This is a genomic window from Gulosibacter massiliensis, assembly GCF_900626105.1.
GTDB lineage: Bacteria > Actinomycetota > Actinomycetes > Actinomycetales > Microbacteriaceae > Gulosibacter > Gulosibacter sediminis.
Map to the genome: position 1 here is coordinate 838704 of NZ_UYZX01000001.1, position 13599 is coordinate 852302.

Consider the following 13599-nt stretch of genomic DNA (forward strand, 5'->3'; position numbering starts at 1 on the left):
TATAGCCTTTAGCTATGACCACGAGTTCGAAGGGCATCACGCTGCAGCAGCTGCACTACTTCATCGAGGTCGCGGCCGAGGGATCGATCACCGCTGCCGCTGACTTGCTCTATGTCGCGCAGCCAACGTTGTCAGCCGCGATGAAGGATCTTGAGTCGCGAGCGGGGCGCCCATTGCTCCTCCGGTCGACGCGCGGCGTGACGCTCACCGAGGATGGCGCGGAGTTCCTCGGATACGCCCGGCAGGTTGTCGAGCAGATGTCACTCCTCGAGCAGCGGTACCTCGGGCGGCCGCCGTCGCGGCGGTTGCTCGGAGTGTCGGCGCAGCACTACTCGTTCGTGGTTGACGCGTTCGTGCAGATGGTGAAGTCCACCAGCGCTGCCGAGTACGAGTTTTCGCTACGTGAGACACGCACGTGGGACATCATCGAAGACGTCCGGACGCTCCGAAGCGAACTCGGGATTCTCTATCGGAATGACTTCAACCGGAAAGTCATTGAAAAACTGCTGCGGGATTCCGGGCTCGCGTTCCATCCGCTCTTTCTTGCCACGCCGCACATCTTCATTGCGCGGAAGAATCCCCTCGCATCCCGCGATCGCGTGACCCTCGACGACATTGCTGATCTGCCACGGCTCACCTTCGACCAGGGCGCGAACAACTCGTTCTACTTCGCCGAGGAGATCCTCTCGACGCTATCGAGCAAACAAGATATTCGGGTCTCTGATCGCGCAACGATCTTCAACCTCATGATCGGGCTCGACGGGTACACGATCTCGACCGGCCTCATCAGCGACGACCTCGACCCGGAAATCGTCGCCATTCCCCTCGCCGTTGACGAACGAATCGAGATCGGCTGGATCAGCCATTCCTCGATCCCACTCACCGAGCAGGCACAGCGGTACCTCGCAGAACTACGAAACGTCGTCACCCGCTTCGGCGTCGAGCTGCTCGGCTAAGCGCACACCCTCCCCACGCATCCCCGACCACAGCCCGAAGAACAGTTGAGTGGTCAGTTTTTGTAGTTCTGACGGCGTCAGAACTACAAAAACTGACCACTCAACTGTGTTTCGGGAAGGGTTAGAAGGCCCAGTCGTCGTCTTCGGTGTTTTCGGCCTTGCCGATGACGTAGGACGAGCCCGACCCCGAGAAGAAGTCGTGGTTCTCGTCGGCGTTCGGCGAGAGCGCCGACAGGATCGCCGGGTTCACGTCGGTCACGGTCGACGGGAACATCGCCTCGTAGCCGAGGTTCATCAATGCCTTGTTCGCGTTGTAGTGGAGGAACTTCTTGACATCCTCTGACCAGCCGACCCCGTCATAGAGGTCGTGCGTGTAGGCAACCTCGTTCTCGTAAAGCTCGTACATGAGCCCGAAGGTCCAGTCCTTGAGCTCGTCGCGACGCTCCTGCGATTCGCGCTCGAGCCCCTGCTGGTACTTGTAGCCGATGTAGTACCCGTGCACGGCCTCGTCGCGAATGATGAGGCGAATGAGATCGGCCGTGTTCGTGAGCTTCGCGTGCGACGACCAGTACATCGGCAGGTAGAAGCCCGAGTAGAAGAGGAACGACTCGAGCAGCGTCGAGGCGACCTTCTTCTTCAGCGGGTCGTCACCGTGGTAGTGGTCGAGCACGATCTGCGCCTTCTTCTGGAGCAGCGGGTTCTCACGCGACCAGCGGAACGCGTCGTCGATCTGCGGCGTGTTCGCGAGCGTCGAGAAGATCGACGAGTAGCTCTTCGCGTGCACCGACTCCATGAACGCGATGTTCGTGTAGACGGCCTCCTCGTGCGAGGTCACGGCGTCGGGAATCAGTGAGATTGCACCCACGGTGCCCTGCAGCGTGTCAAGCAGGGTGAGCCCCGTGAACACGCGCATCGTGAGGCGCTGCTCGTCTTCGGTCAGCGTCGCCCACGACTGAATGTCGTTCGACAGCGGCACCTTCTCGGGCAGCCAGAAGTTGTTGGTCAGCCGGTTCCAGACCTCAAGATCTTTATCATCCTGGATCCGGTTCCAGTTGATTGCCTCCACGTGCGTGAGCAGGTGATCACCCATAGAAACGCTCCTCCTTGTCGCGACGAGTCTAGCCCGAGTGGAGGGCCGACCCGGGTGTAAACACAGGCCCCAGCCATTCGATTCCGCCCGCGGTGAACACACTACGAATCGAAGCCGAGCCCGACCGCATCCATGGTGCGCAGCCAGAGGTTTCGCCGCCCCGTTTCATCCTCGCGCGCCATCGACCGGCGCGAAATGTTCACGCCCAACGCGCGGGCGGGCTCGGGCGGGAACCGCAGCGGATGCTTGCGCACGAGGTCGAGCGCGAGGCGGTCGGTCTGCTCCCCCGCCAGCTGGTCGAGCATGACCTGCGCGCCGAAGCGCGTGGCCGCGACGCCGAGGCCCGTGAACCCGACCGCGTACGCGATCCGCCCGCGCGAGACAACGTCACTCGTCACGCAGAACTGCGTCGAGGTGTCGATCATGCCGCCCCACTGATGCGTGAATCGCACCCCGCGCAGTTGCGGGTAGGTCGCGAAGAAGTTGCGCTCGAGCGTCGCGAACGTCTCGGCCCGCTGCGTCAGTGCCTCGCTGCGGCGCGAGCCAAAGTAGTAGACGGCGTCGTAGCCGCCCCAGAGGATCCGGCCGTCGTCGGTCTTGCGGTAGTAGTGGAACTGGTTGCCCGCATCCGAGAGCCCCTCCTGCCCGGTCCAACCGATGCTCGCAAACTGCTCTTCGCTGAGTGGCTCGGTCATGAGCGCGTAGTCGTACACCGGCACGGTGACACCCGCGAGTCGGCGCAGGAGCGACGGATACGCGTTCGTCGCGAGCACGACCTGCTTCGCGCGGATGCTCCCCCGTTCGGTGTGCGCCCGCAACTCGCTCGCGTGGTCGAGTCGGCGCACGACGCTGTGTTCGCAGACCTCGACACCCGCTGCGAGCACCGCATCCAGCAGTCCAAGCGCGAGCTTGTACGGGTCGACCGTCGCACCGGCCGAGGTGTGGGTCGCCGCGACGTACGCCGGCGACTTCGTGAACTCGCCGATGCGGTCGGCACCGATGAAGGTGGTCGGCTCGCCGTGGGCGGTCGCCTCGGGCGCGAACTCCTCAAGCGCATCCGCTTGCCACTGGGTGCGGGCAAACGTGAGGTTGCCTGCCTCGGACCAGTCGCAGTCGATGCCAAGCCGCTGGATGTCGGCTCGCATGGCCGCAAAGTTGTCTTCGCTAATGCGCGCGATCTCACTCGCCTGATCTGGCCAGCGTTCCAGCGCATTGCCGATGCCGTGACTGATGCTCGGCTCGACGAAACCGCCGTTGCGGCCACTCGCAGCATGGCCGATCGTGCCTCCCTCGAGCAGGGTGATGCGGCGGCCAGGCTCGCGTTCGGCGGCGAGCAAGGCCGTCCACAGGCCGGTGTAACCGCCGCCGATGATGAGCAGGTCGGTGTGCTGATTGCCGTGCAGCGACGGCTGCGCGACGCGCTTCGGTGCGCGGTCGATCCAGAATGAGCGAGCTATACGGTCGTGCATCGGTGTCACGGGTGCATCCCGGCAAGGGGCCGGACGGACGACTGCACCCTCTCCCTACCGTCCAGACGGTACAGTATGAGGCCGGGAGTTCGCCACCCCCACGCCAGTAGACTGTCGCAATGACTTCGCCAGGAGCAGCACCCGCAGCCGGCACCGAGCGAAACCGACGTCGCGACCTCCTCATCGCCTACACCGATCTCGTACTCGAAGAGGGCGAACGCGCCGCTACCCTCGATGCCGTAGCCGCCCGCGCCGGCGTCTCGAAGGGTGGGCTGCTCTATCACTTTCCTAGCCAGCGCAAGCTTCGGCACGGGCTCGCCGAGTTCTACCTCCAGCAACTCCATCTCGAGATCGAAGAGCTGCAGGCCTCCGGCGAGTCGCCCGCGCGCTGGTACCTTCGCACCTCATCCGACTATCTGAGTGAGCTCGAACGCATCACCGCCGCGCTGGTGGCGATCGAGAACACGAGCACCGACGAAATTCGCGAGACGCTGCAGCGCGGGCGGGACCGCTGGGCCGACCTCATCCGTGACGAACTCGGGGATGATCTCACGGTCGTCGTAATCCAGCTCGGCGACGGCATCGCCTATAACGCACAGGTCGACGGCACCGGAGATGCGGGCGTCAGCCCGAGCGAGTTTGGCACCTCTGCGCGCGCCGAACGTCTACTGGATGCGCTGCACGAGTATCGTGCAAGCGAATCCGCGACCTAGCCGACAACACAGGCACCCTGGCCAGTCACACGCTCACCCCGCGCATCCGCTTGCGCACCCCAGGCGACGCTACTGGTCGCTGACCTGCTGTCACTCATCATGACCGAGACGAGCAAGACCAGCTTGGAGGTGCGGTTGCTCCACGCATGCGCGGTGCCTCGCCGCCCGGCCGAGTCGCCCGGCAGCAGGCACACCCATTCATTCCTGCGCACGAGGTGCAGCTCGCGGTCTTCGACGGTGATGATATCGAGCGTCTCGGCGCCCGCGATACCTTGGATGAGCCGAACACCTGCGGCGCCGTTCGTGCACGGCTCGTTCGCTAGTACCCGGCTGCGGCGAAGGCGCGCGCGTAGATGTCGCGGATGCACGCCTGCTTGCGGGCGTTGTACTCCATGACCGTTTCGGCGCCGGCGGTGGCGATGCGCGACGCCGCACGCTTCACTTCGGCGTAGCGCTCCCGGTCGACGTCGTCGCGGCGCAGGTGGTCGCGAAAAATGCGATGCTTCCACGGTTCGGGTGAGTCCGGCGAGAAGACGTGCACGTTCGCCACCGGGTTCGCGTGTTTCACGAGGCGATGCTCGTGCCACCAGGGTTCGCGCACGGTGAGCACGAATCCGGCACCCTCGAGCGCTGGCAGCCAGCCCGCCTCATCCCCCGGATCGGCCACGATGAGGTCGGCGTCGATCACCGGCTTCGCGGGCAGCTCCGGCACCGAAGTCGACCCGACGTGCTCAAGCGCGAGCACGCGCCCGCCAAGAGCAGTTCGGATGCGCGCGGCGAGTTCGTCGAACCGTCGCGGCCACTCGGGGTCGGGCTCGGCGACGACGATCGGATCGCGCGTCTGCGGCACCACCCACGGCGACTCCCCCGAGGGCGGCTCGTCGTCGGCAAACTCAAGAATCTCAGCAGCACTCGGCACCCGCTCACCCTACTCGGGGGTTGAGTGGTCGTTTTTTGTAGTTTTGGCACCGCCAAAACTACAAAAAACGACCACTCAACCCCCCCTCGGCGGCATCTCGTTGCGGGTCGGCACCGTGTGAGGGCGGAAACGGAGGACGGCCGAGCCCCGAAAGGGGTCCGGCCGTTCTGCGAGTTGGGGTGAGAAGAGGGCTAGAGCATGCAGCTGACGCAGCCCTCGACCTCGGTGCCCTCGAGCGCGAGCTGACGGAGGCGAATGTAGTAGATCGTCTTGATGCCCTTGGTCCACGCGTAGATCTGCGTTTTGTTGATGTCGCGGGTCGTCGCGGTGTCCTTAAAGAAGAGCGTCAACGACATGCCCTGGTCGACGTGCTGCGTCGCCTCGGCATAGGTGTCGATGATCTTCTCGGGGCCGATCTCGTAGGCGTCCTCGAAGTACTCCAGGTTGTCGTTGTCCATGAACGGCGCCGGGTAGTAGACGCGGCCGATCTTGCCTTCCTTGCGGATCTCGATCTTCGAGGCGATCGGGTGGATCGACGAGGTCGAGTTGTTGATGTACGAGATCGAACCGGTCGGCGGCACCGCCTGCAGGTTGCGGTTGTACATGCCGTGCTGCTGGACGAGCGCCTTGAGTTCGCGCCAGTCATCCTGCGTCGGGATGTGGTGCTCGGCGAACAGCTCGCGCACGCGCTCGGTCTTCGGCGCCCACTCTTGTTCGGTGTACTTGTCAAAGAACTCGCCCGACGCGTACTTCGAGTTCTCGAAGCCGCGGAAGCGCACGCCGCGCTCGCGCGCGATCTCCATCGACTCACGGATCGCGTGGTACACGACCGTGTAGAAGTACATGTTCGTGAAGTCGAGACCCTCTTCGGAGCCGTAGTGGATTCGCTCGCGACCGAGGTAGCCGTGCAGGTTCATCTGACCGAGGCCAATCGCGTGCGAGCCGTCGTTGCCCTCGCGGATCGACGGGACCGAGTCGATGCTCGACATGTCGCTCACTGCGGTGAGCGCGCGGATGGCCGTGCCGACCGCCTTGCCGAGGCTGTCCGAGTCCATCGCGAGCGCGATGTTCATCGAGCCGAGGTTGCACGAGATGTCCTCGCCGATGTGGTCGTACGAGAGGTCGTCGTGATAGGTGGACGGCGAGTTGACCTGGAGGATCTCGCTGCAGAGGTTCGACATGTTGATGCGGCCCTCGATGGGGTTCGCACGGTTCACGGTGTCTTCGTACACGATGTACGGGTAACCCGACTCGAACTGAATCTCGGCGAGCGTCTGGAAGAACTGGCGCGCGTCGATCTTGTGCTTGCGGATCTTCGCATTGTCGACCATCTCGTAGTAGTGCTCGGTGATCGAGATGTCACCGAAGGGCTTGCCATACTCGCGCTCGACGTCGTAAGGCGAGAAGAGGTACATCGGCTCCTTGCGCTTCGCGAGCTGGAACGTGATGTCGGGAATCACGACACCGAGCGAGAGCGTCTTGATGCGGATCTTCTCGTCGGCATTCTCGCGCTTCGTGTCGAGGAAGCGCATGATGTCGGGGTGGTGCGCGCTGAGGTACACCGCGCCGGCGCCCTGGCGAGCGCCGAGCTGGTTCGCGTAGCTGAAGCTATCTTCGAGCAGCTTCATGATCGGGATGATGCCGCTCGACTGGTTCTCGATGTGCTTGATTGGGGCGCCAGCCTCGCGCACGTTGCTCAGGCTGAAGGCGACGCCGCCGCCGCGCTTTGAGAGCTGCAGCGCCGAGTTGATCGAGCGACCAATCGACTCCATGTTGTCTTCGATGCGCAGGAGGAAGCACGAGACATACTCGCCGCGCTGCTTCTTACCAACGTTGAGGAAGGTCGGGGTGGCGGGCTGAAAGCGGCCCGAGACCATCTCGTCGACGAGCGCGGTGGCGAGCTTTTCGTCGCCCTGCGCGAGGCCGAGCGCGACCATGAGCACGCGGTCCTCGAAGCGCTCGAGGTAACGCTGGCCGTCGAAGGTCTTCAGCGCGTACGAGGTGTAGAACTTGAACGCGCCGAGGAAGGTCGGGAAGCGGAACTTCGCGCGGTAGGCGCGGTCGCGCAGCTGACCAATGAACTCGAGCGAGTACTGCTCGATGACGCCGCCCTCGTAGTACTCGTTGTCGACGAGATAGGTGAGGCGTTCCTCGAGGTCGTGGAAGAACACGGTGTTCTGGTTGACGTGCTGCAAGAAGTATTCGCGCGCTGCCTCACGGTCCTTGTCGAACTGAATTCGACCCTCGGCGTCGTAGAGGTTCAGCATCGCGTTGAGCGCGTGGTAGTCAATACCCGAGCTCTGCCCCTTCTTCGGGGCCTCGATCGTGATCACGTCGTCGCGAGCGTCGGTTGCTGTTGCCAAAACTGGTCCAATCCCTTGTTGACGTTCTGCACATCTTCTGGAGTGCCGAAGAGTTCGAAGCGGTAGAGCACGGGTACCTGGCATTTCGCCGCGATGACGTCGGCTGCCAGACCGTATGCCCGACCGAAGTTGGTGTTCCCGGCGCCGATGACGCCGCGCAGCAGTTCCCGATTCTCTCGGAGGTTCAAGAACTTAATGACCTGCTTGGGTACCGCGGTTTTCGGTGTACCCCCGCCGTAAGTGGGAATAATGAGCACATACGGCTCATCGGCGAGGATCGTGGGTTCGTGGGTATAGAGAGGGATGCGCCTGGCCTCGCGCCCCAGCTTGGTCAGAAACCGGTGCGTGTTTCCCGAAGCACTCGAGAAATACACGAGGCCAGACATGCCACCTCCCGAAGTTACGCGCTGCGCAGCTGCGCGAGTTCGGTGATCTTGTCGGGGCGGAAGCCCGACCAGGAGTCGTCCTCGGTCACGACGACCGGTGCCTGCAGGTACCCGAGTGCCTTGACAGCCTCGAGCGCCTTGTCGTCAGCCGAGACGTCGAAGACTTCGTACTCAATGCCCTGGTTGTCGAGGGCACGGTAGGTCGCGGTGCACTGAACGCAGGAGGGCTTGCTGTACACGGAAACGGTCATGCTGCTGCCTAACTAAACGAGATCTGACTGGGGTAAAACTTTGCGATCGTCATGGTGTCGCCGAAGCGGTGGCGCCACTAGATGTTGTGTCCAAGGAATCTAGCACCACTACATCTCGGATTACAAGCGTGTAATTATCCACATGAACATCCACAGGTTCACGGCGTGTCTGCACAGTTTTTCGGGTGTCATCCACATCGCCTCCACAGTTCGATGCACACTGACAAGACAAGTCGACCATGCGCCTCCGACATGCTTTGCCTGGCGCGAACGACCCGGCAAATCTGCGGCCGCTCACCGTGTCCAAGTGCCGTTCCGGACGCCAATCCACTAGCGTTCGTACCGGCCCTCAACCCGTCTTACGGAGCACCCATGAGTTACAACCCCGCACGCCCCGAAGGTCTTCCCGCGACACACCTCGAATCGATCGCCCAGACCGTCGGTGCGACCTTTGCCGACACCACAGCCACCAACGGTGACGTCGAGGTGAACGGTGTTTCGAGCTCGACCAACACTGTCGTCGCAGGCTCGCTCTTCGTCGCACTCCCCGGCGCACGCACGCACGGCGCCAAGTTCTCGGCCAAGGCGGCCGCATCCGGTGCCACCGCAGTGCTCACCGACCCGACCGGCGTCGAGCTCGCGAGCGAGGCGGGCCTGCCCGTGCTCGTGCATCCAGACCCCCGCGCGGTACTCGGCCAGGTCGCCGCGCTCGTCTACGGCACGCACCGTGACTCCCCCGTACTCATCGGTGTAACCGGCACCAATGGCAAGACCACCACCGCCTACCTCGTCGACGCCCTCCTACGCGCGCTCGACGTTCGCAGCGGCCTCTCGGGCACGGTCGAGCGCCGCATCGGCGACACGAGCATCACGACCCGCGACTCTGGTCGCCTCACGACGCCCGAGGCCGACGACCTGCACGCGCTGAACGCCGCCTTCCGCCTCGCCGAGGTTGAAGCTGCCGCGATCGAGGTGTCGGCGCAGGCGATCACGCATCACCGCATCGACGGCCTGTTCTTCTCAAGCGCCATCTTCACGAACTTCGCCCAAGACCACCTCGACGACTACGGCACGATGGACAACTACTTCGCGTCGAAGCTCGCGCTGTTCACCCCCGACCGGGTCGGCCACGCCGTCACGCTCGTTGACGACGAGTGGGGCGCGCGCCTCGCGAACGAGGCGAAGGTGCCGGTCACAACGATCAGCACGGATGCGCACACCGCGGCCGACTGGCACGTCACGACCCGCGAGGTCGAGCTCGACCGTACGGAATTCACGCTCACCTCGCCCGATGGCCGCTCGCTCACAAGCTGGGTGAACCAGCCCGGCTCGTTCGTCGCGGTCGACCTCGCGCTTGCCGTCGTCGCCCTCGTCGAGGCGGGCTTCGCCTTCGACCGCTTCCTCGAAGCGCTCGACAACGAGCGAGGCGTCGAATTCACGCTGCCCGGCCGCCTCGACCCCGTCAATGCCGGCGGCTCCGGACCCCGCGTCTACGTCGACTACGGTCACACGCCGGCGTCGTTCGCGGCCGTACTGACGACGCTGCGCCAGTTCACGAAGGGTCGCCTGTTCATGGTGTTCGGCGCCGACGGTGACCGCGACCAGACGAAGCGCCCCGACATGGCTCGCTCGGCCGCGATCGCCGACGTCGTCGTGGTCACCGACTACAACCCCCGCTTCGAAGACCCTGCGGCGATCCGCAAGACGCTCGTCGATACGCTCCACACCGAGTTCCCCGACCGCGAGGTCTACGAGATCAGTGACTCGGCCGAGGGCATCGCGAAGGCCGTTTCGCTCGCGAACGAGAACGACATCATCTTCGTCGGCGGCCACGGCCACCGCCAAGACGTCGAGGTGCGGGGAACCCTCGTTCCCTACTCAGTCAAGGACGCCGTGCGCGAGGCACTGCGCGCATCCGGTTGGGACGCCTAAGCCGAACGCATTCCGCGTCACGCACGCCACGAGCCCTCAACTAGGCTCGTGGCGTGCGTCACTATTTTGAGGTGCTGCGGTCGCGGGGAGTTGCCCGACTCCTGTTCTCGCAGCTTGCTGCCCGCTTCCCCACCGGCATGCTCGCGATCGGACTGCTGATCCACGTCGAGCAGCGCCTCGGCAGCTACACGGCCGCCGGCATCGTGCTCGCCGCGTTCGGCATCGCCGAGGGCATCGCCGGCCCGCTCGGCGGCCGCCTCATGAGTCGATTCAGCATGCGCGGCATCCTCGTGCCGACCATGGTCGTCTGTGCCCTCGCGCTCGGTGCGATCGCACTCGTGCCGATGACCACCTGGCTGACCGCAGCCGTCGCGTTTGTCGCCGGCATCACGGTGCCCCCGGTGTCGTCGGCCGTGCGCACCGTCTACCCCACCCTCGTGCGCGGACCGAAGCTCGTCACGCTCTTCTCGTTCGACGCGACGCTGCAGGAGCTCATCTGGATCCTCGGCCCGCTCGTCACGATCGGCATCGGCGCGATCTGGGGCACGAGCATCACGATCCTCATCGCCGCGATCGTGCTGCTCGTCGGCAGCGTCTGGTTCGCGAGCGCGCCCGAAATCGGCATGGTGAAGATTCCGCCCTCACCTCGGCGCATGGGCGCAGTGCTGCGCAACCCCGTCGTCGTCATCATGTGCGTCGTGCTTATGCTCACGCTCAGCATCTGGGGCGCCATCGACGCGTCGATCGTCGCGCACTACGGCCACGACTCCCCCATCACCGGTGTGATCCTCGCGGTCTCGGCGGTCGGCTCGTTTGCCGGCGGCCTGCTCACCGGCAACCTGCCGATGCGCCGTAGCTCGCTCACCTCGCGGGTGTTCCTGGCCGTCGTCGGCACGATGCTCGCGCTCCTCGTTGCCGAAAACCCGTGGCTGCTCGCGATCGGTCTGTTCGTCGCCGGCGCCTCTTGCGCGCCCGTCATTGCAGTGGCGAACGCGAGCGTCAGCGCGAAGGTGCGCTTCAGCGACACTGCCGAGGCCTTCGGATGGCTCGCGACCGCGATCATGTTCGGCTCGTCGCTGGCGAGCAGCCTCGCGGGTATTGCGATTGACCACCTCGGCTCGCGCGGCGGCCTCTATGTCGCCTCGGCCCTCGTCACCGCAGCCTTCCTCGTCGCAATCTCGACGATCCGCTGGCACCCCGACCTGCGTCAGGCAAGCCTCGAACCGAAAGCCGATACTGGAGCAGCACCCATCATCGATCTCCGGCAGGAGATCTAGCCGACCGGATGCGCGGGTCACCGCCGAGGGATATGGTCGAGGGCGTGAGTGAACTTTCGCCTACACGTGAACTGCGCCGCGGCAGTCGCATCCCACTCCTCGGCCTCGGCGTCTACAAGATCAGCAACGAGGATGTGCCCGGCGCGATCGAGTCTGCGGTCGAGATCGGCTACCGCCACTTCGACACGGCCACCCTCTACGCGAATGAAGCGGGCGTCGGAGAGGGCCTTCGCCGCAGCGGCATCGACCGCGACGAAGTGTTCCTCACGACGAAGGTGTGGCAAGACAGCCACGGCTACGACGCCACCCTGCGCTCGTTCGACGACTCGCTCGAGGAGCTCGGCGTCGAGGAGGTCAACCTCTACCTGATCCACTGGCCGTCGCCCGCCCAGAACAAGTTCGTCGAGACGTGGGAGGCCCTGCTCCGTCTGCGCGACGAGGGACGCGCGCACGCCATCGGTGTCGCCAACTTCACGCCGACCCACCTGCAGCGTCTCATCGACGAAACCGGGGAGACGCCGGCGGCCAACCAGGTCGAGCTGCACGTGCGCTTCCAACAGCCCGAGCTGCGCGCGTTCCACGACGAGCACGGCATCGTGACCGAGGCATGGTCGCCGCTCGGCCGCGGCATCGACCTCGAGAACCCCACGGTGCAGGTCATCGCACAACAGCACGGATGCACGCCCGCGCAGGCGATCCTCGCGTGGCAGCTCGCGATCGGTAACGTCGTGATCCCGAAGTCGGTGCACCCCGACCGCCAGCGGGAGAACTTCGAGTCGCTGCAGGTGCGCCTCAGCGATGCCGACCTCGCGGCCATCGCCGCGCTCGACACCGGCGAGCGCGCGGGCAAAGACCCGGATCTCTTCGGCTAGGTACGCCGGGCGGAAAGTTCCCGCCCGCAGCGAAAATCCGCCCTGCGTTGCGTGTCGCCAGGGTCACGATCTGACGTGAGGGTGACGATTTCACTCCCCGAAGCGCGGAGACTGAGGGCATGACTCCGACACGACGACGCCTCCTTGCCTCCCTCACGGGTGGGCTCGCTCTTGTGGGCCTGCTCACCGCCTGTGCCGTCGGCCCCGGTGCCTCCTCCAGCGCCGGCGACCAGCAGGTCTCCGATCCACAGCAGGACTACGCGCCGAGCGACGGCGGCGCGCAAGATGAGGCCGCGCCCCAGGAACAGACCGGCGATTCGGGCACCACCGCCGAGCGCGCGGTCATCACCACGACCTCCGCCTATGTCACCGTGACGGATGTGCCCGGCGCCGTCTCGGCGCTGCGTGGCCTCACCGACAAGTACGGCGGCTACATCGAGGCCCGCGACGAGTCGCTCGACTCGAGCCGCCCGAGCTCCAATGTCACGGTGCGCGTGCCGGCCGAAGACCACGACGCCTTCGTCGCCGAGCTGAGCGAGTTCGGCGAGGTGACGAGCCTGCAGTCGAGCGCACAGGACGTCACGATGGAGAAGGTCGACCTCGAGTCGCGCATTTCGGCGCTCGAATCGTCGATCACCTCGCTCGAGGCCATGCTCGAGGCGACCGACAACGTCACCGAGTTGCTCGAGGTCGAGGAGAAGCTCAGCGAGCGTCAGGCCGAGCTGCAGAGTCTCGAGAGTCAACTCGAGGTGCTCGACGACGACGTCGCGATGTCGACCGTGACGGTGAACTTCAGCACCGAGTACACGTCGCCCGACGACGACAACGGCGGCACCTTCCTCGACGGCCTCGCCCAGGGCTGGCACGACTTCGTGTCGTCGCTCGGCCGCTTCGTGCAGGGCCTCGGCTACGCGATTCCCGGCCTCGTGATCTTCGCGCTGATCATCTCGGTGCTCTGGTTCGCGGTCATCCGTCGCCTCATTCGCCGCGCGCGACGCGGCCGAGGCGATGCCCGCCCTGGCCGCGCCAACCCCGGCCCGCAGGGGCCGTCCTGGCCCGCGGGACCGAGCGAGCCCCAACAAGCCGGTCCGCAACAGTCGGCACCTCAGCAGCCAACGCAGCACCCCCAGGCCGAGGGGTCGACGGGCCGCCCGCAGGCGGAAAGTAGCGTATCCGCCCCGACGAACGACGGTGACCGCCCTACCGACGCAGAGACCGGTGCGGCGCCCACTGAAACTGCAGCGCACCGCGACGACGATGCGACCCCGCAGCAACGGCTCGCCGATGGTTTGCCGCCCTTGCCGCCACCCGGTGACCGCTAGCGGGCAGCGTGCGCTCTGCGTGATTGGATAGTCTGCACAGTGCGTGTAT

General features: G+C 65.0%; 12 protein-coding genes. 6 read left to right on the forward strand and 6 right to left on the reverse strand.

What is annotated here, in order from left to right:
- Positions 1–14 precede the first annotated feature (14 nt).
- Positions 15–956, forward strand: coding sequence for a LysR family transcriptional regulator (locus EJL01_RS04060; RefSeq protein ID WP_125106360.1), 942 nt, complete (start codon positions 15–17; stop codon positions 954–956).
- Between the two features lie 121 nt (positions 957–1077).
- Here EJL01_RS04060 and nrdF read toward each other — a convergent pair whose 3' ends face one another.
- The gene (gene nrdF, locus EJL01_RS04065; RefSeq protein WP_125106361.1) at positions 1078–2046 is read right to left on the reverse strand and encodes a class 1b ribonucleoside-diphosphate reductase subunit beta; all 969 of its coding nucleotides are present in this window, start codon (positions 2044–2046) and stop codon (positions 1078–1080) included.
- A gap of 101 nt (positions 2047–2147) precedes the next feature.
- Positions 2148–3515: an NAD(P)/FAD-dependent oxidoreductase gene (locus EJL01_RS04070; protein WP_125106362.1), complete on the reverse strand. Its 1368-nt coding sequence runs from the start codon at positions 3513–3515 to the stop codon at positions 2148–2150.
- 119 nt (positions 3516–3634) lie between these two features.
- Between EJL01_RS04070 and EJL01_RS04075 the strand changes: the two genes are divergently transcribed.
- Positions 3635–4228 (forward strand): TetR/AcrR family transcriptional regulator, encoded by a 594-nt coding sequence (locus EJL01_RS04075; protein ID WP_125106363.1) that lies wholly within the window; start codon positions 3635–3637, stop codon positions 4226–4228.
- A gap of 319 nt (positions 4229–4547) precedes the next feature.
- Here the strand turns inward: EJL01_RS04075 and EJL01_RS04080 are convergent, their stop codons facing one another.
- The 4 genes from EJL01_RS04080 to nrdH all read right to left on the reverse strand — a co-directional run bounded on the left by EJL01_RS04080 (position 4548) and on the right by nrdH (position 8147).
- Positions 4548–5147 (reverse strand): GrpB family protein, encoded by a 600-nt coding sequence (locus EJL01_RS04080; RefSeq protein WP_125106364.1) that lies wholly within the window; start codon positions 5145–5147, stop codon positions 4548–4550.
- A gap of 191 nt (positions 5148–5338) precedes the next feature.
- Entirely contained in the window at positions 5339–7480 is a 2142-nt protein-coding gene (gene nrdE / locus EJL01_RS04085; protein ID WP_125107396.1) for a class 1b ribonucleoside-diphosphate reductase subunit alpha, read from the reverse strand.
- Positions 7477–7896 carry a class Ib ribonucleoside-diphosphate reductase assembly flavoprotein NrdI gene (nrdI, locus tag EJL01_RS04090; RefSeq protein ID WP_125106365.1) on the reverse strand — a complete coding sequence of 140 codons (420 nt, stop codon included), beginning with the start codon at positions 7894–7896 and terminating at the stop codon, positions 7477–7479. Before nrdI ends, nrdE begins: the two co-directional genes overlap by 4 nt.
- A 14-nt stretch (positions 7897–7910) precedes the next feature.
- Complete coding sequence (nrdH, locus tag EJL01_RS04095; protein ID WP_125106366.1) at positions 7911–8147, reverse strand: glutaredoxin-like protein NrdH; 237 nt, start codon at positions 8145–8147, stop codon at positions 7911–7913.
- A 372-nt stretch (positions 8148–8519) separates the two neighbouring features.
- Between nrdH and EJL01_RS04100 the strand changes: the two genes are divergently transcribed.
- The 4 genes from EJL01_RS04100 (at position 8520) to EJL01_RS04115 (ending at position 13550) form a co-directional block, all read left to right on the forward strand.
- Positions 8520–10079 carry a Mur ligase family protein gene (locus EJL01_RS04100; RefSeq protein WP_164509710.1) on the forward strand — a complete coding sequence of 520 codons (1560 nt, stop codon included), beginning with the start codon at positions 8520–8522 and terminating at the stop codon, positions 10077–10079.
- A 53-nt stretch (positions 10080–10132) separates the two neighbouring features.
- Complete coding sequence (locus EJL01_RS04105; RefSeq protein WP_125106368.1) at positions 10133–11356, forward strand: MFS transporter; 1224 nt, start codon at positions 10133–10135, stop codon at positions 11354–11356.
- Positions 11357–11400: 44 nt separating this feature from the next.
- Entirely contained in the window at positions 11401–12228 is an 828-nt protein-coding gene (locus EJL01_RS04110) for an aldo/keto reductase (protein ID WP_125106369.1), read from the forward strand.
- A gap of 119 nt (positions 12229–12347) precedes the next feature.
- Positions 12348–13550: a DUF4349 domain-containing protein gene (locus tag EJL01_RS04115; RefSeq protein WP_125106370.1), complete on the forward strand. Its 1203-nt coding sequence runs from the start codon at positions 12348–12350 to the stop codon at positions 13548–13550.
- The last annotated feature ends 49 nt before the right edge of the window (positions 13551–13599 follow it).

Excerpts from the sequence above, each read along its gene's own strand:
- EJL01_RS04060 (WP_125106360.1), top strand. The coding sequence starts at position 15 with ATGACCACGAGTTCGAAGGGCATCACGCTGCAGCAGCTGCACTACTTC.
- nrdF (WP_125106361.1), bottom strand. The coding sequence starts at position 2,046 with ATGGGTGATCACCTGCTCACGCACGTGGAGGCAATCAACTGGAACCGG.
- EJL01_RS04070 (WP_125106362.1), bottom strand. The coding sequence starts at position 3,515 with ATGCACGACCGTATAGCTCGCTCATTCTGGATCGACCGCGCACCGAAG.
- EJL01_RS04075 (WP_125106363.1), top strand. The coding sequence starts at position 3,635 with ATGACTTCGCCAGGAGCAGCACCCGCAGCCGGCACCGAGCGAAACCGA.
- nrdI (WP_125106365.1), bottom strand. The coding sequence starts at position 7,896 with ATGTCTGGCCTCGTGTATTTCTCGAGTGCTTCGGGAAACACGCACCGG.
- nrdH (WP_125106366.1), bottom strand. The coding sequence starts at position 8,147 with ATGACCGTTTCCGTGTACAGCAAGCCCTCCTGCGTTCAGTGCACCGCG.
- EJL01_RS04100 (WP_164509710.1), top strand. The coding sequence starts at position 8,520 with ATGAGTTACAACCCCGCACGCCCCGAAGGTCTTCCCGCGACACACCTC.
- EJL01_RS04115 (WP_125106370.1), top strand. The coding sequence starts at position 12,348 with ATGACTCCGACACGACGACGCCTCCTTGCCTCCCTCACGGGTGGGCTC.